General features: G+C 59.6%; 19 protein-coding genes. 15 read left to right on the top strand and 4 right to left on the bottom strand.

Annotation, left to right across the window (positions count from 1 at the left end; all coding sequences use genetic code 11):
* The first annotated feature begins 112 nt into the window (after positions 1-112).
* The 11 genes from AC0L3O_RS02915 (at position 113) to cysQ (ending at position 14512) form a co-directional block, all read left to right on the top strand.
* Positions 113-2353 (top strand): AGE family epimerase/isomerase, encoded by a 2241-nt coding sequence (locus AC0L3O_RS02915; protein WP_473614763.1) that lies wholly within the window; start codon positions 113-115, stop codon positions 2351-2353.
* Between the two features lie 111 nt (positions 2354-2464).
* A complete protein-coding gene (locus tag AC0L3O_RS02910) occupies positions 2465-2938 on the top strand; it encodes a hypothetical protein (RefSeq protein ID WP_473614762.1) in 474 nt (157 codons plus the stop codon).
* Between the two features lie 342 nt (positions 2939-3280).
* Positions 3281-3787, top strand: a complete 507-nt coding sequence (locus AC0L3O_RS02905; protein ID WP_473614761.1) for a hypothetical protein — start codon at positions 3281-3283, stop codon at positions 3785-3787.
* A gap of 354 nt (positions 3788-4141) precedes the next feature.
* The gene (locus AC0L3O_RS02900; protein WP_473614759.1) at positions 4142-4951 is read left to right on the top strand and encodes a tyrosine-protein phosphatase; all 810 of its coding nucleotides are present in this window, start codon (positions 4142-4144) and stop codon (positions 4949-4951) included.
* A gap of 47 nt (positions 4952-4998) precedes the next feature.
* Positions 4999-5742 carry a polysaccharide biosynthesis/export family protein gene (locus tag AC0L3O_RS02895; RefSeq protein ID WP_287207887.1) on the top strand — a complete coding sequence of 248 codons (744 nt, stop codon included), beginning with the start codon at positions 4999-5001 and terminating at the stop codon, positions 5740-5742.
* 52 nt (positions 5743-5794) lie between these two features.
* The gene (locus AC0L3O_RS02890) at positions 5795-8167 is read left to right on the top strand and encodes a GumC family protein (protein WP_287308195.1); all 2373 of its coding nucleotides are present in this window, start codon (positions 5795-5797) and stop codon (positions 8165-8167) included.
* On the top strand, positions 8055-9314 hold the full coding sequence (locus tag AC0L3O_RS02885; RefSeq protein ID WP_473614758.1) for a tetratricopeptide repeat protein: 1260 nt from the start codon (positions 8055-8057) through the stop codon (positions 9312-9314). The genes AC0L3O_RS02890 and AC0L3O_RS02885 overlap by 113 nt, the downstream gene beginning before the upstream one ends.
* Entirely contained in the window at positions 9311-10624 is a 1314-nt protein-coding gene (locus tag AC0L3O_RS02880) for an O-antigen ligase family protein (RefSeq protein ID WP_473614756.1), read from the top strand. Before AC0L3O_RS02885 ends, AC0L3O_RS02880 begins: the two co-directional genes overlap by 4 nt.
* A gap of 246 nt (positions 10625-10870) precedes the next feature.
* The gene (gene cysD, locus AC0L3O_RS02875; protein WP_287061411.1) at positions 10871-11776 is read left to right on the top strand and encodes a sulfate adenylyltransferase subunit CysD; all 906 of its coding nucleotides are present in this window, start codon (positions 10871-10873) and stop codon (positions 11774-11776) included.
* Positions 11777-11778: 2 nt separating this feature from the next.
* Positions 11779-13716: a sulfate adenylyltransferase subunit CysN gene (cysN, locus tag AC0L3O_RS02870; protein ID WP_473614755.1), complete on the top strand. Its 1938-nt coding sequence runs from the start codon at positions 11779-11781 to the stop codon at positions 13714-13716.
* A 10-nt stretch (positions 13717-13726) separates the two neighbouring features.
* Positions 13727-14512 carry a 3'(2'),5'-bisphosphate nucleotidase CysQ gene (gene cysQ, locus AC0L3O_RS02865; protein ID WP_473615002.1) on the top strand — a complete coding sequence of 262 codons (786 nt, stop codon included), beginning with the start codon at positions 13727-13729 and terminating at the stop codon, positions 14510-14512.
* Positions 14513-14663: 151 nt separating this feature from the next.
* Here cysQ and AC0L3O_RS02860 read toward each other — a convergent pair whose 3' ends face one another.
* The 4 genes from AC0L3O_RS02860 to AC0L3O_RS02845 form a co-directional block, all read right to left on the bottom strand.
* A complete protein-coding gene (locus AC0L3O_RS02860; protein WP_473614754.1) occupies positions 14664-15806 on the bottom strand; it encodes a DegT/DnrJ/EryC1/StrS family aminotransferase in 1143 nt (380 codons plus the stop codon).
* A gap of 256 nt (positions 15807-16062) precedes the next feature.
* Complete coding sequence (locus AC0L3O_RS02855; protein WP_473614752.1) at positions 16063-16986, bottom strand: carbohydrate kinase family protein; 924 nt, start codon at positions 16984-16986, stop codon at positions 16063-16065.
* The gene (locus AC0L3O_RS02850; RefSeq protein WP_128167625.1) at positions 16983-17429 is read right to left on the bottom strand and encodes an RbsD/FucU family protein; all 447 of its coding nucleotides are present in this window, start codon (positions 17427-17429) and stop codon (positions 16983-16985) included. The genes AC0L3O_RS02855 and AC0L3O_RS02850 overlap by 4 nt, the downstream gene beginning before the upstream one ends.
* A gap of 3 nt (positions 17430-17432) precedes the next feature.
* On the bottom strand, positions 17433-18659 hold the full coding sequence (locus AC0L3O_RS02845) for an ROK family transcriptional regulator (RefSeq protein ID WP_128167624.1): 1227 nt from the start codon (positions 18657-18659) through the stop codon (positions 17433-17435).
* Between the two features lie 267 nt (positions 18660-18926).
* Between AC0L3O_RS02845 and AC0L3O_RS02840 the strand changes: the two genes are divergently transcribed.
* From AC0L3O_RS02840 to AC0L3O_RS02825, 4 genes are all read left to right on the top strand, one after another.
* Positions 18927-19904 carry a substrate-binding domain-containing protein gene (locus AC0L3O_RS02840; protein WP_473615001.1) on the top strand — a complete coding sequence of 326 codons (978 nt, stop codon included), beginning with the start codon at positions 18927-18929 and terminating at the stop codon, positions 19902-19904.
* Between the two features lie 158 nt (positions 19905-20062).
* On the top strand, positions 20063-21127 hold the full coding sequence (locus AC0L3O_RS02835; RefSeq protein ID WP_128167623.1) for an ABC transporter permease: 1065 nt from the start codon (positions 20063-20065) through the stop codon (positions 21125-21127).
* Between the two features lie 2 nt (positions 21128-21129).
* Entirely contained in the window at positions 21130-21912 is a 783-nt protein-coding gene (locus AC0L3O_RS02830; RefSeq protein ID WP_023802796.1) for an ATP-binding cassette domain-containing protein, read from the top strand.
* A gap of 187 nt (positions 21913-22099) precedes the next feature.
* A complete protein-coding gene (locus AC0L3O_RS02825; RefSeq protein ID WP_023802797.1) occupies positions 22100-24562 on the top strand; it encodes a glycogen/starch/alpha-glucan phosphorylase in 2463 nt (820 codons plus the stop codon).
* Positions 24563-24589 lie beyond the last annotated feature (27 nt).

Raw genomic sequence — 24589 nt, 5'->3', positions numbered from 1 at the left:
CCCCGAGCATCTGGATCGTCCCGCCGCAGGGGCGGCCACAGATGCACCGCCGACAGCATGTTGGCGGCACTCCTTGCGTCGTTTGAAATGTCAAAGTTAAAGGTGTTACCCCATGACCGAGCGGATCGTCAGTTTTGTCATGAGCGGCGGTATTGGCTCACGGCTGTGGCCGCTGTCGCGCGAGGACAATCCCAAGCAGTTCCATGACTTTTCCGGCGATGGCTCGATGCTGGTCAAGACGTTGCGGCGGCTTACGGCGCGACCGGACGGCGAAACGCCGGTATTCCTGATTGCCTCGGAGCGGCACGCCGACCGCGTCCACGCCGATCTCGCCGGCATCGACCTTTCCGGCGGCGGCCCCTTGTTCGAGCCGACCGGACGCAACACCGCCGCCGCAGTCGCCCTGGCGACGTTGCGCACCCTCTCCGAATTTGGCGACAGCCTGGTGCTGGTGGTGCCGTCAGATCATGAGATCGCAACCGCGCGGCAATTCTGGCAAAGTGTGGAAAACGGTGCCGGCGCGGCGCGTGCCGGCCGGCTGGTGGTATTCGGCATCAAGCCCGGCCACCCCGAAACCGGTTACGGCTATATCGAGATCGCCGGCGAGAAGGATGGCATCTGCGATGTCTCGCGTTTCGTTGAAAAACCGGACCTCGCGACCGCGCAGAATTACCTGGCGGCCGGCAACTTCTACTGGAATACCGGCATCTTCCTGTTTCGTGCCAGCGCCATGCGCGACGCCTTCACGGCTTTCGAGCCCGAAATCTGGAAGGCCACCGAGATTGCCTACCAGGCGGCGACATCGGATCTTTCCGGTCTCTATATGCCTCTGGAGCTTTACGCCGCGATTCCATCGACGTCGATCGACTATGCGATCATGGAGCGCGCAAGCGACATCGCCATGGTGCCGGCCGGCTTCCGCTGGAACGATCTCGGTTCCTGGCAGTCGCTGCTCGATGTCGGTCCATCCGACAATGACGGCAATGTCATCGTCGGCGATGTCGTCGCCATCGATTGCGAGAACTCCTACATCCGCAGCGACAGTCGCCTGCTCTCTGCCATCGGCTTGAAGGACGTTGCCATCGTCTCGACCGCCGATGCCACCTTCGTCGCGCCGGTCAGCCGCAGCCAGAACGTCAAGAAGATCGTCGAGCAGCTCGAAAAGAGCGGCCGGCTGGAAACCAGGTTCACGCCCGCCGGTGATCGCGTCATCGAAAGCGGCGCCTGGCGGCGCCGTGTTCATCACTGGCTGTTCGAAGAGACGGTGCCGCTGTGGTCCACGGTCGGGGTCGATGAGCGCCATGGCGGTTTTCACGAGGCGCTCGGTTTTGACGCCACGCCGCTGAAGAAGCCCAAGCGCATGCGCACCATGGCCAGGCAAGTCTACGCCTTCGCTGTCGCCAGGGCGCGCGGCTGGGATGGGCCCGCCGACCTGTTGATCGGCCACGGCCTCGAATTCATGGCCCGGAACGGGCGCACCGACAATGGCGGCTGGGTGCGCACGCTCAATGTCGACGGCACCGTCGCCGACGCAGCCGAGGATGCCTATGATCATGCCTGCGTGCTGCTGGCGCTGGCGCATGCCCACATGGTCGGCAATCCTGATGCATTGCGGCTTGCCGAAGAAACGTTTGCGTTTCTTGACGCGCATCTCGAGGATCACCGCATGACCGGCTTTCTCGAAACGTCGAGCGGCGAGGGCGAACGGCGCTCCAACCCGCACATGCATCTGCTCGAGGCTTTCCTGGCCTGGCATCAAGCGACCGGCCAGCTCGCCTATCTTCGCCGCGCCGCCCGCATCGTCGATCTGTTTCGCAGCCATTTCTTCGATCCGGAGAGCTGGACGCTGGGCGAATATTTCGATGCCGAGTGGAGGCCGGCGGAGGGCGAGAAAGGTGCCTGGACGGAACCCGGCCACCATTTCGAATGGGCCTCGCTGCTGGTCGACTTCGCCGGGCGCAGCGGCCAGAGTGACCTGACCGGCTTTGCCAGAAAGCTCTATGCCTCGGCCATCGCCAACGGCCTCAATCGCGCCACCGGCCTCGCCTATGGCGCAGTCTCGCGGCAGGGCTTGCCGCTCGACCTTGTCTCGCGCAGTTGGCCGCAGGCCGAAGCAATCAAGGCGGCGATTGCACTGGACGGTTCGGGCGGCCCCGACCTCAAGCCCGAGATCGAAGCGCGTGTCGGCCGCCTGTTCCGCTGGCACATCAATCCGGCGCCGCTCGGCCTGTGGATAGACCGAATCGACGAGCGAGGTCGCTCGCCGGCGACCGATGTGCCGGCAAGCATCTTTTATCATCTGGTTTGCGCGCTGACCCAATATCTTGACAGCACCGTCGGCGAAGCACGATAGGGCAGTTGACGCAATTTCTTCGATTGAAATGGATGCGACCAGGCGGAGGTGAGTCGTCTGGACGTCTCCGCCGGGTGATAGAGACACGTGCTTGGCCGGGAGTGAGGATTTTTGTCGTTCAAGAAACTAAGCTTTTTGGCACTCCTTGCCCTGGCGTTTGCGGTTAGCTTCTTTGCCATCATCGTGGAAAAAGGGACGCCCCGTCGCCCCCCACCGCCAAAGCCACAAGCCGCGATAGAGCCGTTTGATGGCAAGCTTTTCATCCAGGCGGTCGATGATCTTCGCGTCGGCAACCGCAAAATTGTGCTATGCGGCGTGGCGTTTACCAAGCCTCAATCCCTGCGTGCCATCGTAACGGACGCGGCGCGCCGGGACTACCAGGGGCTCGCCCTGACTTGCAAGCCGGTCGGCATGGGGACGCCTTGCGACGGCAATGTCGCCTCAAAGTTTGGTGATGCCGTCGTTGTGCAATGCCTCACGTCCGATGGCGCGGATTTGGCCGCCAAACTTGCCGAGAACGGCATCTTGTGCGGACAGCCGGCGCAGGCAGGTTCGACCTACAAATCTTGCTTGTCAGGCTCATAGTTCACGCCGACTGCCTGTCATAAAACGAAAGACAGAATGTGCGATAACGCCCCCCGTTAAACAGAGTCGACCACAATCCCTATACCAAAGCATCGGCGCGATGGCCCTCAAACGCCACCAAATAAACTTGCCTTTCCGACAAGTTCCATAGAAGGCCGGCGCGAAAATGGTAGAATCAAATCCGGCAAGCGAGTGTGTCCAATGAAACACATGAGAAACCAAAAATCATCTCGCACCTGCGTAGCATGTTGGAATCAACGCAAAAAGCTGTTACGCGCTTGATCAATACCTTGGTGCCCGGGTGGGGCCGAGGTACGGCGGGGACAAAAAGGATCGAAACGAATGAACCTCACTGTAAAAATTGCGTTGGCCGGATTTGTCGCCTCGATCGGTTTCGGCCCGGTTTCGTCGTTCGCTCAGGATGCGTCCGCTCAGGATGCGTCTTGCACCTGCATGACACCCTATCAGGGAGCGGCGAGTTCGATTGGTTCCATCGGGCAGGCCAATGGCGACGTAATGGTTTCGCAAGCCGCCGGCTATGGCCCGGCAAAAGCAGGAAATGCGTTGGATTTCGGCAGCCGCATAGTGGTCGGTGCCAAGGGGGCGGCCTCCGTCAATGTCGGTGCCTGCAGCCTGGATGTGCCTGCGAATTCAAGCCTCGACATTTCTCGTGTCGAGAACAATATCTGCCTAAGAATGCTGGGCTCTGAGCATACGGCTCAGGTTCCCCCGGGCAACAACAACCAGTCCAACACTCCGCTGTTTATTTTTGGGGGCATGGTTGGTGCGGCTGGTATTCTCGCTGCAACGCAGGATGACGGCGACGGCAACGGCAGCGTCAGCCGTTAGACTTAATACAATATGGTAGAGCGTGTGATTGCCTCTGCTGTATTGTGTTGCCGGCGTCTCTGCGCCTTGGCGCGCCGCTGGAGTCGGGATATCGATGGAATTCGTCAACCATACAGCGCTATTGCTTGAGTCGAAGCTGGATGCGCTTCGTGCGGGCGAGTTCGTCTCCCGCCGCTGGGCGGTCCTGTGACAGGTGGCGCGGCAACGCTGGCTATCAGCTTGCACGCTGTCAGCGAATAGCTTGAATCCTGCCGTATTGCACGATCTTGACAAATGCGTCATTCGCTCTGGTGCGGGTGGCGCATTTGCCTTTTGTTTGGGAGAAGTCGTCAGTTTGCTTCAGCGCGGCCACCCATGATCGACCTGCATTCCCATATCTTGCCCGGTCTTGACGACGGCTCGCCTAGCCTTGCCGAATCGCTGGAAATGGCACGGCTGGCGGTGGCCGACGGAACGACGCATATGGCGTGTACGCCGCATATCGTGCCAGGCATGTACGAAAACGGATCGGCAAATATTGCCCGGGCGGTTCAAGAGTTGGAACAGGCGCTGAGCCGCGCCGCAATACCGCTTGCTCTTTACGTTGGCGCCGACGTGCATATAGCGCCGGAACTGCCGGAGCAATTGGCGCTAGGCAGCGTGCCGACCTTGAACAGATCTCGCTATTTTCTATTGGAGCCGCCGCACCACGTTCTGCCGCCAAGGCTGGAAGATTTCGCTCTGCGCCTCATAAACGCCGGGTTCGTTCCGATTCTTACCCATCCTGAGCGGCTGACATGGATCAAGGCAAATTACGAAATTGTCGAGAAATTGAATGCAGTGGGTTGCCTAATTCAACTTACTGCAGACTCGATTGTTGGTGCTTTTGGACGCACGGCGCTTTACTATTCGGAAAAGCTGATTGACGAGGGCAGGGTAGATATTATCGCTTCGGACACCCATGGCGCCACCCGCCGGCGCCCTGGGCTTTCGCAGGCGGTTGCCGTTGCCGCGAAGCGATGTGGGGAAGATGAGGCCCGCTGTATGGTGTTGAAACGTCCAGGCGAGATATTGGCGAACCGGCCCCTCGAGCCGGTCGGAAAGGCACGCTCGAAGAAGCCAGGCCCCGGCACCGTCGGTCGCTTTGCAGGATTGGGTCGCCTGTTGAAGGGTGGGGCAGCGTAATGGGCGGGTTTCATTTCGCAAAAAATCATACGGGCGCGATATGTGCCTTGCTCGCTTCGCTCTCGATGTCTGCCTGCACGAGCACCTCGTCGACGACATCATCGTCTTCGCCGGCATCGGTTGATGCGCTGCAACTGACGTCATCGTCGGCACCGCTCTCCGGTGGCGGCGCCCTGCAGGTCGTAAAGGAACTGCCTGCGCCGCAAAACAGCCAGAACGGCAATGAGCAGCCCTTGTCGCCTAATGATGTGCTGGAGGTGAATGTGTTCCAGGTCGACAATCTGAACAGAATCGTTCAAGTCGACGCCGGCGGACAAATTTCGCTTCCTCTTATCGGAACCGTCACCGCGGCCGGGAAGACCGTCCGTCAGCTGGAGCAGGAAATCGAAACCGCCTACGGCGCTAACTATCTGCAGTCGCCCGATGTGTCGGTCTATGTCAAGGAATCGATCGGACAGCGCATTACCGTCGACGGCGAAGTCAACCGGGCCGGTATTTTTCCGGTGTCGGCCAATTCTTCTCTTATCGATGCGGTCGCCCTTGCTGGAGGGTTCAAGCCCGTTGCCGATGCGGGAAAAGTTTTTGTCTATCGCAATATCGGTCAAAATACTCTGGTCGCAAATTACAATGTGGAGCAGATTCGCGCCGGCAAGAGCCGCAATCCACGCATCTATGGTGGCGACAAGATTGTCGTCTTCGCCTCGAAATCGAAAATTGCGCTGAGCAATCTCAAGGACGCTCTCGGTGTCGCCTCGAGTGCAGCCCGAATTGCGGTGATCCCGGGCATATGATCATTGCCCGTCAGAATTCAGGACGCAGACAACCGTAGGATTGCTTCGCACCATGCTCGATCGCAATAGACAGCATCAAATTGCTGGCCCAGGACATGGCCAGGCCTTGTCTGCCGATCTGTATTATGACGGCGCGCAAAACTATAGCCCCTATGGTCGCGATCACTCCGAACAGGACGAGCGCTTTAATCCACTCAGGCTGCTGTTTTACGTGGCCCAGTATCGCTGGCTGATCGTCATGATGGCGGCGGCCGGGCTTGTCGCTGGCGCAATAGTTACCATGATGCAGACGCCTAAGTATCAGGCAACAACGCAATTGGAAGTTTTGGTTCCTTCGGCAAAGGTCTTCCAGGACATCGAAGTGGTTTCCGAAAACGCTGACGTCCGCGCCTTTCTGACTGCCCGTGAAAAGCTGAAAAGCCGTGCTTTGGCGCAACGAGTGGTGTTCCAGTTGGGCCTCAGCGAGAAGCCGGACTTCCTATTTCCCACGTCGGACTTCTCCTTGAGCAATGTCTTCTATCGCGCCTTTGGAATCTCGAAATCGCCATCCATAGAGGAGAAAACCCCGGAGCAACGCGAGGCTATCGCGATCGGGCGTATTTTGAAAGATCTGACAGTCAATCTGGTTACCAACACAAGTCTGCTAACGATTTCGTTTATCGATCAGAAACCGAAATACGCCAGTGATATCGCCAATCAAGTGGCGCAAAGTTTCATAGATCAACGCCTCGACCAGACCAGCGAAACTTCCGACCTGGCACGGCAGTTCATCCAGGAACAGGTTTTGCAGGTAAAGCAAAAGCTTCAGGAATCCGAAGAGAATCTGGTCGCTTATGCAAAGGACGTAGGCATTACCATAACCGGCGACGACAAATCGCTGATAGGGTCGAACATCGAGGCTCTGAATACGGCTCTCGCGACAGCAATCCAGGAGCGTCTCGATGCCGGACGGATGGTGGACCAGATAGACAAGGGGCGCGGATCGAGTCTTGGCCCAGTCCTGGAGAGTGAAGGTCTGCAGAAGATCACCGAGAAACTGGCGGATTTGACCAGCCAATACCAGCAGAAGTTGGGCATATTGAAGCCTGGCTTTCCAGAAATGCAGCAGCTTCAGGCGCAGATCAAGGAGCTGCAACGGCTTTATAACAATGGCGTTTTAACGATAACGGATTCCCTGCGGCAGAAATACCAGGAGGCTCAGAGCAAGGAAGCTGACCTTAGGTCCAAACTCGCTGAGATGGAAAAGCAACAGGTTATCTTCAACGATAAAAACATCAAATACACGATTCTGAAGCGTGAGGTTGATTCGAATAGGTCGCAGTATGATAATCTTATTGCCAAGCTGAATGAGGTCGGCGTCAGCTCTGAACTCAAGACACAAAGTGCCGCAATCGTCGATTTCGCTACACCGCCTAATAATCCTTATTCTCCGCGCCTGAGCGTCAATCTTGCGGTCGCTTTGGCTCTTTTCCTGGCGCTCAGCGCGTCAATAATTTACATAATTGAGTTGTTGAACAACACCTTCACCAATCCGGAGCAAATCGAAAAGGAACTGGGATTGGCGATGCTCGGCATCCTGCCGCATGTTGATGACCGGGAATTGATTGCCAGCATCGCCGATCCAAAATCAGGACTGTCCGAGGCCTACCGTTCGCTTCGAACATCGCTTCAGTTTTCCGGGGCCGAAGGTGCGCCGCGGTCGCTGTTGGTCACGAGTTCGGAACCCTCGGAGGGCAAGTCGACCACCTCATTCAAGCTTGGACAGGACTTTGCCGCGCTCGGCGCCAGGGTTCTCATTGTCGACGGCGATCTTCGGAAGCCCAATCTTCACCGGCTGTTTGGTCTCGACAACACAATTGGGCTGAGCAATCTCTTGACGAACACCGTCCGCAAGGAGGATCTGGCAAGCATTTTCAGGGCGACGAAATACCCTAATGTGACCGTCCTGACTTCCGGAACGATCCCGCCGAACCCTGCGGACCTGCTCTCTTCGCCAAAGATGGCGCTGATCGTTACCAATCTCGGCAAGCGCTTCGATCTTGTCATAATCGATGCCCCGCCGGTCGTCGGCCTTTCAGATGCGCCCATCCTCAGCCGGCTTGCCGAGGGCACATTGATGGTCATTTCTACGAATCAGGTGACGCGCAAGTCGGCGAAGACGGCGTTGAAGCGCCTGCGATCTGCCGGCGCGAACGTGGTCGGAGCCGCGATGTCGAAGTTTGCAGTGAACAAGTTCGATTACAACTACGGCTACAAATATATGAACTACCAGTACTACGATTACGGCACCCCGAAACTTGAGGGCAAAGTCGATGACGGAGCAGACCAGCCCGCTTATGCAAAATCTCCGGCGTTCAGGCGTTTGGTTCGCCGCATCCGTTCTAGTGTTGGCGGCTTCATCGATCGGGCTAAGTCGGTTTCTTGAAACCGAAACGCCTACCGTTTCCCTCGCGCTGGATCCGCTGAACGTTAATGCCTTGATAAGCGAAATCACCAACGACCTGAACGACGCAAGCGACGCTCCTGACCTCGATGCATTGCTCGACAAAGCCGGAAGGGCGCTTCGCTTTGATCTCGCGGACGCACGTCTGTACAGCCTGATCGGCGAAATCAAGTACCGAAAGGGTGACAAAGACCAAGCCTATGAGCTCTTCGATCGAGCTAGAAAGTTGTCCAAGACTGAGATCCACGCGCTCCAGAGGTCAATAAGTCGCTCGATTGAAACAGGCGATTTGTCCGGGGCCGTCCGCGAGATCGATATATTGCTACGGCGATGGCCAGATCGATTTCCTGATGTCGCCGAGGGCCTGCCGACAATCCTCTCGAGCCCCGATGGATACCAGGCTGTTCTGGCAGCTATCAAGGCGGAGGCGCCCTGGAGAACCAATCTGTTCGCCACTCTCCGCAGAACTCCCGAAGGGCTCGATTCCGCAAACCGGCTGTTGCTCGATTTGAAAGGGTCGGACGCTCCACCAAAATCGAACGAATTGTCGGCAGTTATCGGCGGCTATATTCTTCAGAAAGAGTATGAATCGGCATATCGGTTGTTTCTCTTCAGCCTGACCGATGAGCAAGGGAGGTTGGGTGGATATATTTTCAACAGCACCTTTGAACCGGTCTACAGCGGCAAGCATTTCGATTGGCAACTCCGCGATCAGTCGGGACTGGAAGTTACGTTTGCAACATCTCAAGGTGCGATCGAAGGTGAGGGGGGGGCGACGGTCCGCTTCCTGAATACGCCCGTCAAGAATACAGCTCTTCAGCAGTATATCCAGCTGCCGCCCGGCTCTTACAAGATTTCTCTGATAGCCTCTGCAAGGAATCTGAAACTTCCAAAGGAATTGTTCTGGTCGATAAAGTGCGTGGGGCAAGCCAGCGAAACAGCGCGGTTTAAAATTCCGGAGGGTACATACAATCGCCAGGCGCTCAGTCAAAAGTTTTCGATTAGACGGGCTGGGTGCCCCATGCAATTGTTACGGCTGGAGACGGCCGCCATTGCCGAGAGCTGGCGCTTTCGCTATGTCGGCACGTTGGTAATGCACAAATTGAGCATTGAGAGACTTTCATCTTGAGCGACCGGCCATCGGAATGGGAAAAGTATCTCCTTGGGTCGGTTTTGTTCATATCGCTGCTGATCGGCGGTGGTACTGCAAGCGGGCTTTACACGGACACGCTGATTCAGATCGCGGCAATTGTTTCGGCGGCAGCGGTTTTTTCTCAAACCTCTGGTCAGAGAATACCCCGTTCTGTTCTGTGGCTGCTCATCTTCGCTGTGGCGCTGGTGGTTTTGCAAATCGTTCCGCTGCCTGCGGTGATATTCAGCGGATTGCGACCGGAGCTGCTGCTCGCAGACTCCGAGCTTGTAGGGGAATCCCAATTTCGTTTCGTCAGTGTCGGCGTTGGACGAACGATCGAATGTCTGTTGTATCTGGCGGCGTTGGCGGCGTTTTTTTTGAGCGTATTGCGTTTGCGTGCCGAGCAGGTCAATGCACTTCTGCCGTTCTTTTTTATGGGTGTTATCTGCAACGGCTTGGCGGGCGCGATTCAATATTCGCTCTCGGACGACATCGCCATAGAGGGGTTGTTGCCGTTCACGATCAATGCCGGGCTTTTTGCCAACCAGAATCATTTTGCGGCTTTGCTTTTTGTGTCTATCCCCTTCGTCGTTTATTACGGTCTGTTCCGCGGACATCTTTTGTCCGGATCGCTCGGGCTGGCCACGCTTTTGCTGCTCCTTTTGGCTGCCGGTTCGCGTGCCGGCGTCCTGATCGGATTAGCGATCACCGTGCTATCCATAATCTTTCTTTCAGCGCGTTCCAGAGTGAGTGGGATTGGCATCGTTGCCGTTTTCATAGCACTTTCAGTGTTTACAATAGGCGCATGGACGAAGATCGAGGCCGAAGCTATTGACCCAGATTTCGGGCGAGGAGAATTTGCACGTACCACTATTGAGGGAATCAAAGAGAATTTGGTCCCTGGTGTTGGATTTGGGAATTTCCAAAAAGCCTATCAGATATACGAAAAGGAAGGAATGATCTTTAACAAGTATGTTAATCATGCCCACAACGACTATCTAGAAATAGCCTTTGAAGGGGGAGTAATTGCAATTCTATTGATGGCTTTATATTTTATATTACTTTTTGGGCGGCTAGTCAGAATTCGCCGCGACCCACTTCAAAAGGCAGCTTTTCTCTCGGTGTTTTTCCTTCTCATCCATTCACTCGTCGATTATCCCTTGCGGACCGAGGCGCTTGCAATGACGTTTGCCTTTATGAACGCCATTATCTTCCACAAAGGATTTGCAGCCCGCCAGAAGAGTGAATTGATCGAGATCGACCACAACGGTGAAAAATTGCTTGTTCCCATCGGAACGCCGTCCTAGCGCCGCCTGGCGACGGCTCTGCGATCTGGGGCAGGAATTTCCGAGTTATGGTCCCTGCGTGGAAAATTCATTCTCGAACCATTCCAGCGCAGGCCTGTCTTTCATTGTTATAGATAATGGCGATCTGCTAGAACGCCTCCACGAAAAGAACATCGTCCAGAGATGAAGCTTGAACCGGGCCGCTGAAAAAATGCGCCTGATGCATCGATGCAAGATCCGGGCGGCACGAGAGAACGCTTAAAGTCCATGAACATCGCGCTAACGCATCTGCAGCGGCTTGAAGCCGAATCCATCCATATCTTTCGCGAGGTTGCGGCGACCTTCGCCAAGCCGGTGATGCTCTATTCGGTCGGCAAGGATTCCTCCGTGCTGATGCATCTTGCGATGAAGGCGTTTTATCCGGCCAAGCCGCCCTTTCCCTTTCTCCACGTCGACACAACCTGGAAATTCCGCGAGATGATCGCCTTTCGCGATCAGATGGCGCAAAAGCTCGGCTTCGATCTCCTGGTCCATGTCAACGGCGATGGTGTGCGCGACAATATCAATCCCTTCGATCATGGCTCAAACACCCATACGCATGTGATGAAGACCGTGGCGCTACGCCAGGCGCTCGACAAATACGGCTTCGATGCAGCCTTCGGCGGGGCGCGACGCGACGAGGAGAAATCGCGCGCCAAGGAGCGGATCTTCTCTTTTCGCAATGCCCAACACGTCTGGGATCCGAAGAACCAGCGGCCGGAGATGTGGAAGATATTCAACACCCGCATCGCGACCGGTGAATCGATCCGGGTGTTTCCGTTGTCGAACTGGACCGAACTCGATATCTGGCAGTATATTCTCCAGGAAGACATCCCGATCGTGCCGCTCTACTTCGCCAAGGAGCGACCGGTCGTCGAACGCGACGGCATGCTCATTCTGAAGGATGACGACCGTATGGAACTGCGTCCCGGCGAGACGGTTGAGAACCGGCTGGTGCGGTTCCGCACGCTCGGCTGCTATCCGCTGACCGGCGCGATCGAATCGGACGCCGACACGCTGGAGGCCATTGTCGGCGAAATGCTCACGGCGCGCACCTCCGAACGGCAGGGCCGCCTGATCGACCGTGATGAAGCCGGCTCGATGGAAAAAAAGAAGCGCGAGGGGTATTTCTGAGCATGCGCCACATGACGGCCGAGAGCCTCGCCCCCACCGACGGCATTCGCGATTATCTGGCGGTGCAGGAACAAAAATCGCTGCTGCGCTTCCTGACCTGCGGTTCGGTGGACGACGGCAAGTCGACGCTGATCGGGCGCCTGCTTTCGGACACCAAGCAGATTTTCGAAGACCAGCTTGCTGCGCTCGAGCGTGATTCGCGCAAGCATGGGACCACGGGCGACGACGTCGATTTCGCTCTGCTGGTCGATGGCCTCGAGGCCGAGCGCGAGCAGGGCATCACCATCGATGTCGCCTATCGCTTTTTCGCCACGCCAAAACGTAAATTCATCGTTGCCGATACGCCTGGCCACGAACAATACACGCGCAACATGGCGACGGGCGCGTCGACCGCCGATCTGGCCATCGTTCTGATCGACGCCCGGCAAGGCGTGCTGCGCCAGACAAGGCGCCACTCGATCATCGCCTCGCTGCTCGGCATCCGGCACATTGTGCTCGCCGTCAACAAGATCGATCTCGTCGGCTTCGACAAGGCGGTGTTCGAACGGATTATCGAGGACTATCGGCAATTTTCGCACAAGCTTGGCTTCGAGACGATCGTGCCCATCCCGATGTCTGCCCGTTACGGCGACAACGTCACCAGCCGCTCGGATAAGACGACGTGGTATTCCGGCCCGACGCTGATCGAACATCTGGAAGCCGTGTCAGTCGATGAAGCCGTTGTCGAACTGCCGTTCCGTTTTCCGGTGCAGTATGTGAATCGCCCCAATCTCGATTTTCGCGGGTTTGCCGGCACGATTGCGTCCGGCTCCGTCTCACCAGGCGACGAGGTCGTTGTCGCCAAATCCGGCAAGTCCGCTCATGTCAGGCGCATCGTCTCGCACGGCGGCGATCTGAGCCAGGCGGTCGCCGGCCAGGCCATCACCCTTGTCCTCGACGACGAGGTCGAGGTCTCGCGCGGTAACATGCTGGTGTCACCGGCGACGCGGCCGCAGGTCGCCGACCAGTTCGCCGCCAACATTGTCTGGTTCGACGAGCACGCGCTGCTGCCGGGCCGCTCCTATATCCTGCGGACCGAGACCGACCAGACCAGCGCTACCGTCACCGACCTGAAATACCGCGTCAACGTCAACGATTTTGCCCATGAGGCGGCCAAGTCGCTGGAAATGAACGAGGTCGGCATTTGCAACATCTCGACGCGGGCGCCGATCGCCTTTGATACGTTCGCCGAGAACCGCACGACCGGCGCCTTCATCCTGATCGACCGCATCACCAACGCCACGGTCGGCGCCGGCATGATCCTGCATTCGCTGCGCCGCGCCGAAAACATCCATTGGCAATCGCTCGATGTCGGCAAGCATGGCCGCGCCGATCTGAAGAACCAGCGGCCTGCCGTGTTCTGGTTCACCGGGCTCTCTGGGTCGGGCAAGTCGACCATCGCCAACCTTTTCGAGAAGAAGCTGTTCGCCACCGGCCGCCACACCTACATCCTGGATGGCGATAATGTCCGCCACGGGCTCAATCGCGATCTTGGCTTCACCGACGCCGACCGCGTCGAAAACATTCGCCGCGTGGCCGAAGTGGCGCGCCTGATGGCCGATGCCGGGCTGATCGTCATTGTTTCCTTCATTTCGCCATTCAGCGCCGAAAGGCGCATGGCCAGGGAATTGATGGCCAGCGGTGAATTCGTCGAGGTGTTTGTCGACACACCCTTTGAGGAATGCGCCAGACGCGATCCGAAGGGCCTCTATGCGCGGGCATTGAATGGCGAAATCAAGAATTTCACCGGCGTCGATTCACCGTATGAAGCCCCGGAAAATCCCGAAATCCATCTCAAGACACTCGGCAAGTCGGCCGAGGAGATGGTAGAGGCCCTGGAACTCTGGCTGAACGAGCGCGACATTGCCGAAAACCAATACGATAGCGGCGGCGGTATCTGACGACGAAGCGATGCTCGGGGTGTTCGAGCGCCTTGCCCTGGCGGCGGGGCGAGAGGTGATGCGTGTTTTTGATGCCGGCTGCGCGGTCGACCAGAAATCTGACAGCTCGCCAGTGACCGAAGCCGATCGCGAGAGCGAAAAGATCATTCTCGCCGGGCTGCGCGCGGCGTTCCCTGATATCCCTTGCGTGGCTGAGGAAGAGGCATCGGCCGGCATCGTGCCGCCCGATGTCGACGACGCCTTCTTCCTGGTGGATCCACTCGACGGAACCAAGGAATTCGTCAATCGCAGGACCGACTTCACCGTCAACATCGCGCTCGTTCGCCACGGCGTGCCGGAGATCGGTGTGGTCTTTGCGCCGTGCACCGGACGCTTCTTTTCCGGCCGGCCGGGCAGGGCGGAAGCAATCGATATCAATGGCGATTACCAGATCATCGGCCGTCGGCCGATTTCTGCCAGAACGGGCGTGGCGCCACTGACCGTCGTCGCCAGCCGGTCCCACAACACGCCGGAGACCGAAGCCTATATCCGCACGGTGGGCGCTGCCGAGATCGTCTCGGTCGGCTCGTCGCTGAAATTCTGTCTTGTCGCCGGCGCCGAGGCCGACGTCTACCCGCGCTTCGGCCGCACCATGGAATGGGACACCGCGGCGGGTGACGCGGTGCTGCGCGCCGCAGGCGGGATGACGCGCTCGCTCGACGGTCAGCCGCTGGCCTACGGCAAGCGCAACCAGAGCGATGACGTGGATTTTGCCAATCCGCATTTCATCGCCAGCGGCAAGAGCGCGGGCCAGTAATCTCCCGCCTTGAGGGGGAGATGTCGCCGAAGGCGACAGAGGGGTCGCCTCAGCAGGTGCGACGCATATGGAAACGAAAGAGGGAAAGTCGGCGCTTCACGCATGGCGACCCCCTCTGGCCTGCCGGCCATCTCCCCTCAAGGGTGCGCGCCTACGCGGCGGCGATTTGCGCCGAATTCGAGCCGATATAGTTCCGAATGGTCTCGATGATCCGGTCCTGGTCGGCCTCGCTCAGATAGGGATGCATGGGCAGGCACAGGATACGCTTCGGCAGCTCCTCAGAAACGGCAAGACCTGTCGGCGTGCGCGGATAGTCGCGGTAGGCGACCTGGCTGTGCAGCGGCTTCACATAATAGATCACCGACGGGATGCCTTTTTCCCCGAGATGCGCCTTCAGCCCGTCGCGCTTCGGCGTCTCGATGGCATATTGCGCCCAGGCCGAACGGCCGCCGTCCAGATTGCGCGCCGCCTTGACGATATCGCCGAGGCCTTCGGCATACCGATTGGCGACCGCTTGCCGGGCAACCATCTCGTCTTCGAGAATGGCCAGCTTCTCGATCAGGATCGCCGCCTGCAGAGTGTCGAGCCGCGAATTGATGCCGACGCGGACATTGTCATATTGGGTTTCGCCCTTGCCGTGGAAGGCGAACGAGCGAAGTTGCTCGGCCAGCGCATCGTCATTGGTGAACATCGCGCCGCCGTCGCCATAGCAGCCGAGCGGTTTTGCCGGGTAGAAGCTGGTCGAGCCGACCGCGCCGAACGAACCCAGCATCTTGCCGTCGCTCGAGCCGCCGATTGCCTGGGCGGCATCTTCGATCACCATCAGCCCTTCGCGGTTGGCGATGGCCATGATCGCCTCGTAATCGGCGGCGAGCCCGAACAGGTCGACGGGGATGATCGCTCTTGGCTTCAGCCGGCCTTCCGCCTTGATCATGGCGATGGCGGCTTCGAGGCTGGCGATGTCGATATTGTAGGTCTGCGGATCGACATCGACGAAAACCGGCTCGGCCTTGGCCAGCGCCACCACTTCCGCCGTGGCGGCGAAGGTGAAGCTGGGCACGAACACCGCGTCACCTGGACCGATGCCGGCCGCAAACAGCGGCAGCAGCAGTGCGTCGGTGCCGTTGGCGCAGGCTACGACATGCTTGGTGCCGACATAGGCAGCGAGCTTGTTTTCGAATTCGGTGACCTCAGGTCCGAGAATGTAGCGACCCTCGTCGACGACGCGGTCGATGGCGGCTTTCAGCCTGTCGCGGATTCGTTCGCGCTGCGCGCCTAGATCGATGAACTGCATGTCGGCCTCAGAACGGGGACTAGCCAGATAACCGGCCGCTGGTATCAGACTTGGCGCGGCCGAGAAAGCTGCACGGACCAATCGACGAATTGCTCAAATGTCGCAGCCTGTTACCTCTCAGTCCGACAGGTCCCTATCAGACGCCGGAAAATCCGGGGCTTTGTTGCGCACGACACGGCCTTGGTGTCGCACGCGCTCGGCTGGGCGAAACATAAAGTGATCGATGTTAGCGCATCCTCAGCGCATCGCCGTCCAATCAGGCGATTTCATGCCGCCAGGGCGGATTGGCGCCGGCGCGCGACACGGTTACCGCCGCAGCCTTGGCGCCAAGCGCCAGCGCCTGGTGGATGGCGTCTTCCGACAGATTGGCGATCGCCTCCTTTGACAGCAGGCCTTGCTCGTGCAGCGAGGCCAGGATGCCGGCGTTGAACGTGTCGCCGGCCCCGACCGTATCGACCACCTCGACCTTGTCCGGCACGGCCGTTACCTTGTGATCGCTGGTGTAGCCGACGGCGCCTTCGCTGCCATGGGTGACGACGATCAGCGTCGGACCGCGACCCAGCCAGTTGCGGACGACGTCCTCATGCGAGCCGGCTTCGCCGAACCAGTTGAGGTCCTCGTCCGACAGTTTTACGATGTCGGCCATGGCCATCATCGAGCGGATGCGCCTGAGATGCCTGGCCTTGTCCGTGATGAAGTTTGGCCGAATGTTGGGGTCGAGCATCATGACGCGGCGGCTGTGCTCGCGCCGCATGAATTCCTCGTAGGCGGATCCGGCCGGCTCCGAGATCAGGCTGATGGCGCCGAACAGCATGGCTTCGATCTCGCTGCCAAGTTTCGGCAGATCGTCGATGGTCAGCATCCGTCCGGCTGTGTTTTCATCGTAGAACGTGTAGGTCGCCTGGCCGTTGTCCAGCCGCACGAAGGCGAGCGTGGTCGGCCGGGGCGATGTGTGCGCATAGGTGGAACTGACTTGGCTTGCCCTCAGCGCGTCCTTGAACTGGCTGCCGAACAGATCCGTCGACAGGCCGGAAAAGAAACCGGCGGGCGCTCCCAGCCGGCCGAGCGCTATTGCCGTGTTGAACACCGCGCCGCCGACATAAGGGGCAAAGGCCGGCTCGCCCTCAGTCGTGGTGCGTGGCAGCATGTCGATCAGGGCTTCGCCGCAACAGAGGATCATGATTTCCTGGTCTCCGGCGGATAGATCACACCCTTGCGGATGATGATGTTGGCGTAGAGCCGCGGCTCGCTTGTCGCGACGATCGCGTGTGCGGACCTGACCCGTTGATAGAAGTCGGCGCCGGCAAGCGCAACCACCTTGCGGCCCGGAGCACGCTCGGCGCAGATCGCCTCCATCTCATGATGAACGGGATCGGAAAGCAGGGGATCACCTTTGACCGAGGCGCGAAACAGCGCCTCCGGCACCGCGTCATCGACAGGCAATACGCTGAGGATGGCGTCGAGCATCGGAGCAAGATGATGACCGTCGGCGCGGATGAGCCGGTGTGCCTGCTCTTTCGCCGGGTAGTTTCCGTCGACAAGGGCGATCTCGTCGCCATGACCCATGGCACGCAGCGTCGCCAGCAGCTGTGGACCGAGCAGCACCGGGATTCCGATCAGCATCGCTCAGGCACTCCTGGAAATCGTGGTCGAGCCGATGAGGAAGCGCTCGGAAAGCGGCAGGCTGGCACCGCCCAGGGCACGTGCATGAATGCCGACAGTCCCCTCGCGCACGGCCGGAAGCTTCAGGCCTTCACCGTCGATCTTGCCGATAGCATCGATAACGGCATCGACGAGCCGGCGCCGCACGGCCTTCGGCATCCATCCGTCGATCACCGCCGCCTCGAAATCGATAACCGATGACGCCGCCACAATGGCATAGGCGAGCGCCTGCGAGGCGCAGGCGATCCAATCGTCGAGCTCGACGCCGATTTCGCCCCAATCCTCCGGTGACGTCCACAGATGTGAGGCTTCGACGCCGCGCGCGTTGAGTGCCTTTTCCAGCATGGCGATCGACGCCACGCCGATCAATTGGGTCGGCTTGCCGTCCGGTCCAGGCACCGGCATCGAACCCAGCGCGCCGGCATTGCCGGTCGGTCCGCCGAAAAGGTGACCGTTCAGCACGATGCCGCCGCCGGCGAAGGCACCGATATAGAAATAGACGAAGTCGCGTGCCGTGCCCGCTTTGCCGAACACCAGTTCGGCGCCGCAGGCAGAGGTGGCGTCATTTTGCAGGTAGACGGGGAATTCGCACTGTGCCTGGATGTCGGCGCGGATGTCTCGGTGGCGCCATTCGTCCATGACGTCGCGCGGCGCACCTGCCGTATCGGCCCAGCTCCACAATTCGAACGGCATGGCAATGCCAAGTCCGGCAATGCGCTTGTCCTGCGCCGGGGTGAGTTCGCCGCGCATCGTCTTCATGCCGGAGGTGACGAACTCGACCGTCTCGCGCGGTGCCGGATAGCGGTAGGAATGCTGCAGCATCGAACGCACATTGCCGAGAAAATCGATCAGAACGAGTTCGGCGCTACGACGGCCGATCTTCAGGCCGATGAAATAGGCGCCATCGGGATTGAGCGCCATCGGAATGGAAGGTTGGCCGATCTTGCCGCGCAGCGGCGCCTGGCGGACAAGAAGGTTGTCCTCCTCGAGCTCGCGCATGATGACCGAAACGGTCTGGGCCGAAAGTCCGGTCATGCGCGCAATGTCGGACTTCGCCAGGCTGCCGTGCTGACGCACCAGCGACAGCACCAGCCGCTCATTGTGGTCCCGCATGCCGCTCTGGTTGGTGCCGCGGTGCATGCGGCTTTTGGCTGCCTCGGGCGAACCGTGCCTTGGTATGCCGGTCTCCACCCCTTCTCCTCCGTCGTTTCCCTTAATGCTTTTGGCCAGAATGAGTGACCGACGCCACGCTGTCAATAATAAATAAGAGTGATTTAATTATTGACAGGACCCTCAGTCTGGTATTCTCTTGGGGCAAGCGTCCACGTTGGGAGAAGTCGCTGGATGCTCATGCGATGCCGGTTGGCCGGCATCCGAACTGGTCCCACTGGGAGGAAAATCGTGACCAAGACAGCACTGCTAAGATCCACCGTTTTTGCCGCGGCCGGACTGGGTCTGATGGCATTCACCACGGCTGCGTCCGCCGCCGATGTCGGCGCCTGCCTGATCACCAAGACCGACACCAACCCGTTCTTCGTCAAGATGAAGGAAGGCGCGAGCGCCAAGGCCAAGGAACTCGGCGTCGAACTCAAAGCCTACGCCGGCAAGATCGATGGCGACAGCGAGAGCCAGGTGGCGGCGATCGAAAGCTGCATCGCCGACGGCGCCAAGGGCATCCTGATCACCGCGTCGGATACCAAGGGCATCGTCCCGGCGGTGAAGAAGGCACGTGACGCCGGTCTGCTGGTGATCGCGCTGGACACGCCGCTTGATCCGCTCGACGCCGCCGACGCGACCTTTGCGACCGACAATCTGGAGGCCGGCAAGCTGATTGGTGCCTGGGCCGCAGCGACGCTCGGCGACAAGGCGAAGGATGCCAGGATCGGCTTCCTCGACCTGACGCCCTCGCAGCCGACGGTAGACGTCCTGCGCGACCAGGGCTTCATGATGGGCTACGGTATCGACGTGAAGGACCCCAACAAGATCGGCGATGAGGATGATCCGCGTATCGTCGGCCACGACGTCACCAACGGCAACGAGGAAGGCGGCCGCAAGGCAATGGAGAACCTCCTCCAGAAGGATCCTGGCATCAACGTCATCCACACCATCAACGAGCCGGCAGCCGTCGGCGCCTACCAGGCGCTCAAGGCCGTGGGTCTCGAAGGCAATGTGCTGATCGTGTCGGTCGATGGCGGCTGCCCCGGCGTGAAGTCGGTCGCCGAGGGCGTGATCGGTGCGACCTCACAGCAATATCCGCTGCAGATGGCGGCACTCGGCATCGAAGCGATCGCCGCTTACGCCAAGGACGGGACGAAGCCCAAGCCGACCGAAGGCAAGGATTTCTTCGACACCGGCGTCAACCTCGTGACCGACAAGCCCGCGGAGGGCGTGAAGTCCATCGACACCAAGGAAGGCCTCGCCAAGTGCTGGGGCTGATGCCGGTCTGACAGGCAACAGACCGAAGCGGCCAGGGGCTTGATCCCCGGCCGCTTCGGGTGGACGATGCGGAAATCGCAAGCGCGAACAATTCCGGCGGCAGATCGGGAACGGTTGGACGGGCGTCGGCGCGTAGCTGAAGCCTCATGGGAGGAAACATGTCTCAGGTTCAGGAATTCGAAAAGGCTCTCGCGAACAGCGAGACAAGCGTTGCTGCTTTTGACGAGCATGGCACGTCGCTCGTCAAGCGCATCCAGCATTTCCTGCATTCCACTCCGGCTGCGGTGCCGCTGATCGTGCTGGTCCTGTCGATCGCTGTCTTTGGCGTCACGATCGGAGGACGGTTCTTTTCGTCCTACACGCTGACGCTGATCCTGCAGCAGATCGCCATCGTCGGTATTCTCGGCGCCGCGCAGACGCTGGTCATCCTGACAGCCGGCATCGACCTGTCAATCGGCGTGATCATGGTGATTTCGGCCGTGATCATGGGCAATTGCGCGGTCACCTATGGCCTGCCGACCTTGCTTGCCGTGGTGATCGGGCTTGCCGCCGGCGCGGCCTGCGGGCTGCTCAACGGGCTGCTGGTCGCCTACATGAAGCTGCCGCCCTTCATCGTCACGCTCGGCACCTGGAACATCGTCATGGCCACGAACTTCATCTATTCGGCCAATGAGACGATCCGTGACGCCGACGTCGACGCCCAGGCCCCGCTGCTGCATCTGTTTGGCCTGAACTTCAAGGTCGGCACGGCGGTGCTGACGTTCGGCGTCATTGCCATGGTCGTGCTGGTGCTGTTCTTGTGGTACGTGCTCAATCACACGGCATGGGGCCGTCATGTCTACGCTGTCGGCGACGATCCGGAGGCAGCGAAGCTGTCGGGCATCCAGACCAAGAAGGTGCTGATCTCGGTCTACACGCTTGCCGGGCTGATCGCCGCTTTCGCTGCCTGGGTCTCCATCGGCCGCAACGGCTCGATCTCGCCGTCCGCTGCCGTCACCGACTACAATTTGCAGGCGATCACCGCGACGGTGATCGGCGGCATTTCCCTCTTCGGCGGGCGCGGCTCTATTCTGGGCACGCTGTTCGGCGCGATGATCGTCGGCGTCGTTTCGATGGGCCTCAACATGCTGGGCGCCGATCCGCAATGGAAAGTGCTGCTCACCGGTGTGCTGATCATCGGCGCCGTGGCGATCGACCAGTGGATCAGAAAGGTTTCGGTGTAACCATGACCCAGGAGCCCATCCTCACCGCGCGCGGCCTCGTCAAGCGCTACGGCCGCGTCACCGCACTGAACAGCTGCGACTTCGATCTCTATCCGGGAGAGATCCTCGCCGTGATCGGCGACAATGGAGCCGGCAAGTCGACGCTGATCAAGGCGATCTCGGGCGCCGTTGTCCCGGACGAGGGGATCATCGAGTTGGACGGCAAGCAGGTGCTCTTCAAGTCGCCCATCGAAGCCCGCGAAGCCGGCATCGAAACCGTCTACCAGAACCTGGCGCTGTCGCCGGCGCTGTCGATCGCCGACAACATGTTCCTCGGTCGCGAGATCCGCAAACCGGGTTTTCTGGGCGACTGGCTGCGCATGCTCGACCGCCCGGCAATGGAAAAGCGCGCCCGCGACAAGCTCACCGAACTTGGCCTGATGACCATCCAGAACATCAGCCAGGCCGTGGAAACGCTCTCGGGCGGCCAACGCCAGGGCGTGGCGGTGGCGCGCGCCGCCGCCTTCGGCTCGAAGATGGTCATCATGGATGAGCCGACGGCGGCGTTAGGCGTCAAGGAGAGCCGCCGCGTGCTCGAACTGATCCTCGACGTAAAGAAGCGCGGCCTGCCGATCGTGCTGATCTCCCACAACATGCCGCATGTCTTCGAGGTGGCCGACCGCATTCACATCCATCGGCTGGGCCGTCGCCTCTGTGTCATCGATCCCAAGCAATATACGATGTCTGACGCCGTCGCCTTCATGACCGGAGCGAAGCTTCCGCCGGAGGCGGCACTGGCGGCCTGATGCATGTCGCCCAAAGCAAGGTGCCTCGCAGAGGCCCAAACGCGACGCACTTTAAGTTGCTAAACTGCCGCAGGGTAAGCTTCCCCGCGGCAATCTAACTCGATTGAACGCTTAACAATATGAGCTAGCATGGGCTGGGAGGAATGGTGAAAGCCGGTATGATCTTGGCAACCGCACAAGAGGCAGCATGACGCACGCGATAACGACCGAAGCTCCCATTCTCGAAAACTCCGATCCCAAGGCGCTTGCCGAGGAAGTCTTGAAGGCCCTCAAATACAGGCTCGGCAAGGGGACCAGCGTCGCGACGCAATATGACTGGCTCACCGCCTCGATCAAGGTCGTGCGCGACCATATCGTCGATCATTGGATGCAGGCGACGCAAGAGGCCTACGCCCATCAGGAAAAGCGCGTCTATTACCTCTCCCTGGAATTCCTCATCGGTCGCCTGATGCGCGACGCCTTCTCCAATCTCGGGCTGATGGACAATATGCGCGAAGCGCTGCGGTCTCTCGGCGTCGACCTTGACCTCATCGCCGCCCTTGAACCAGATGCAGCGCTTGGCAATGGTGGTCTCGGCCGGCTCGCCGCCTGCTTCATGGAAAGCATGGCAACCGTCGGCATCCCCGCGCATGGCTATGGCATTCGCTACGCCAACGGCATGTTTCGTCAGGAAATCCATGACGGCTGGCAGGTTGAGCTGCCCGAGACCTGGCTCGATCACGGCAACCCCTGGGAGTTCGAGCGGCGCGAACGCGCCTTCGAGGTCGGCTTCGGCGGCTCGGTGGATTCGATCACCTCAAAGGACGGCAGGCTTGAGCGCCACGTCTGGAAACCGATCGAACACGTTTTGGCGGTTGCCTACGATACGCCGGTGGTTGGCTGGCGGGCCAACCGCGTCAACACGCTGCGGCTCTGGTCCGGCATGCCGATCGATCCGATACTGCTCGACAAGTTCAACGCCGGCGATCACATCGGTGCGCTCGCCGAAAGCAACAAGGCCGATGCCTTGTCGCGCGTCCTTTACCCTGCTGATTCCCACAAGGCCGGTCAGGAGCTGCGGCTCAGGCAAGAGTATTTCTTTTCTACCGCATCGTTGCAGGACATCATTCAGCGTCATCTCAGCCAGTATGGCGACCTGCAGTCGCTGCCCGACAAAGCGGCGATCCATCTGAACGATACCCATCCGGCCATTGCGGTGGCCGAGCTGCTGCGCCTGTTGATGGATGTCCACGGCATGGATTTCGACCAGGCCTGGAGTATCACCAAGCGGACCTTCGGCTATACCAATCATACGCTGCTCCCCGAAGCGCTCGAAAGCTGGCCGGTGCCGCTGTTCGAGCGGCTGTTGCCGCGCCACATGCAGATCGTCTACGCCATCAACGCCGAAGTGCTGCTGGAGGCGCGCGCCTCCGAGCAGTTTTCTGACGAGCAGATCAGCCAGATCTCGCTGATACAGGAAAACGGCGAGCGCCGGGTGCGCATGGGCAATCTGGCCTTTGTCGGCTCGCACTCGATCAACGGCGTCTCTGCCCTTCACACCGAGCTGATGAAGGAAACGGTGTTTGCCGAGCTCCACCGGCTCTACCCCGACCGCATCAACAACAAGACCAACGGCATCACGCCGCGGCGCTGGCTGATCCAGTGCAATCCCGGTCTCACCGCGCTTACCCGCGAAGCGATCGGCGACCGCTTCCTCGACGATATAGACGCGATCAAGGAGCTCGATGCCTTTGCTGACGACGCCGCCTTCCGCGACAAGTTCGCCGCAGTCAAGCGGGCGAACAAGGCCAAGCTTGCCAATCTCGTCGCCGACCGCCTCGGCATCAGGATTGATCCCTCGGCGTTGTTCGACATCCAGATCAAGCGCATCCACGAATACAAGCGCCAGCTCCTGAACATCCTCGAAACAGTCGCGCTCTACGACCAGATCCGCTCCCATCCCGAGCGCAGTTGGATGCCGCGCGTCAAGTTCTTCGGCGGCAAGGCGGCGCCCAGCTATCACAATGCCAAGCTGATCATCAAGCTCGCCAACGACGTCGCCAAAGTCATCAACCGCGACCCGGCCGTTCGCGGCTTGCTCAAAGTGGTGTTCGTGCCGAACTACAATGTCAGCCTGGCCGAGATCATGATGCCGGCCGCCGATCTTTCGGAGCAGATATCGACCGCCGGGATGGAAGCCTCCGGCACCGGCAACATGAAGTTCGCGCTGAACGGTGCGCTGACCATCGGCACGCTCGACGGCGCCAATGTCGAGATCAAGGAATGCGTCGGCGACGACAACATTTTCATTTTCGGCCTGACCACCGAAGAGGTCGCCGAGCGGCGCAGCAACGGCTACGATCCGCGAACGGTGATCGAAGCCTCTCCCGAACTGGCGCAGGCCGTGGCCGCCGTTTCGACGGGCGTCTTTTCGCCTGACGATCCGGAACGCTATCGCGACCTGATGAACGGCCTCTATCAGAGCGACTGGTTCATGGTCGCTGCGGATTTCGATGCCTACGCGTCAACCCAGCGCGATGTCGACGCCGTCTGGCGCGACAGCCCGGATTGGTACGCCAAGGCAATCCGCAATGTCGCCCGCGTCGGCTGGTTCTCGTCCGATCGCACGATCCGCCAATATGCGAAAGAAATCTGGAACGTGCCCGTCTGATATGATTGCATGAGGCCACGAACAACG

Source organism: Mesorhizobium sp. WSM4810, assembly GCF_055811235.1.
This window is presented reverse-complemented; position numbering and strand designations above follow the sequence as displayed.

What these genes read in the sequence shown, in the direction of transcription:
- AC0L3O_RS02915 (WP_473614763.1), top strand. Translation starts at nt 113, where the DNA reads ATGACCGAGCGGATCGTCAGTTTTGTCATGAGCGGCGGTATTGGCTCA.
- AC0L3O_RS02905 (WP_473614761.1), top strand. Translation starts at nt 3,281, where the DNA reads ATGAACCTCACTGTAAAAATTGCGTTGGCCGGATTTGTCGCCTCGATC.
- AC0L3O_RS02900 (WP_473614759.1), top strand. Translation starts at nt 4,142, where the DNA reads ATGATCGACCTGCATTCCCATATCTTGCCCGGTCTTGACGACGGCTCG.
- AC0L3O_RS02890 (WP_287308195.1), top strand. Translation starts at nt 5,795, where the DNA reads ATGCTCGATCGCAATAGACAGCATCAAATTGCTGGCCCAGGACATGGC.
- AC0L3O_RS02885 (WP_473614758.1), top strand. Translation starts at nt 8,055, where the DNA reads ATGACGGAGCAGACCAGCCCGCTTATGCAAAATCTCCGGCGTTCAGGC.
- cysD (WP_287061411.1), top strand. Translation starts at nt 10,871, where the DNA reads ATGAACATCGCGCTAACGCATCTGCAGCGGCTTGAAGCCGAATCCATC.
- cysN (WP_473614755.1), top strand. Translation starts at nt 11,779, where the DNA reads ATGCGCCACATGACGGCCGAGAGCCTCGCCCCCACCGACGGCATTCGC.
- cysQ (WP_473615002.1), top strand. Translation starts at nt 13,727, where the DNA reads ATGCTCGGGGTGTTCGAGCGCCTTGCCCTGGCGGCGGGGCGAGAGGTG.
- AC0L3O_RS02860 (WP_473614754.1), bottom strand. Translation starts at nt 15,806, where the DNA reads ATGCAGTTCATCGATCTAGGCGCGCAGCGCGAACGAATCCGCGACAGG.
- AC0L3O_RS02855 (WP_473614752.1), bottom strand. Translation starts at nt 16,986, where the DNA reads ATGATCCTCTGTTGCGGCGAAGCCCTGATCGACATGCTGCCACGCACC.
- AC0L3O_RS02850 (WP_128167625.1), bottom strand. Translation starts at nt 17,429, where the DNA reads ATGCTGATCGGAATCCCGGTGCTGCTCGGTCCACAGCTGCTGGCGACG.
- AC0L3O_RS02840 (WP_473615001.1), top strand. Translation starts at nt 18,927, where the DNA reads ATGGCATTCACCACGGCTGCGTCCGCCGCCGATGTCGGCGCCTGCCTG.
- AC0L3O_RS02835 (WP_128167623.1), top strand. Translation starts at nt 20,063, where the DNA reads ATGTCTCAGGTTCAGGAATTCGAAAAGGCTCTCGCGAACAGCGAGACA.
- AC0L3O_RS02830 (WP_023802796.1), top strand. Translation starts at nt 21,130, where the DNA reads ATGACCCAGGAGCCCATCCTCACCGCGCGCGGCCTCGTCAAGCGCTAC.
- AC0L3O_RS02825 (WP_023802797.1), top strand. Translation starts at nt 22,100, where the DNA reads ATGACGCACGCGATAACGACCGAAGCTCCCATTCTCGAAAACTCCGAT.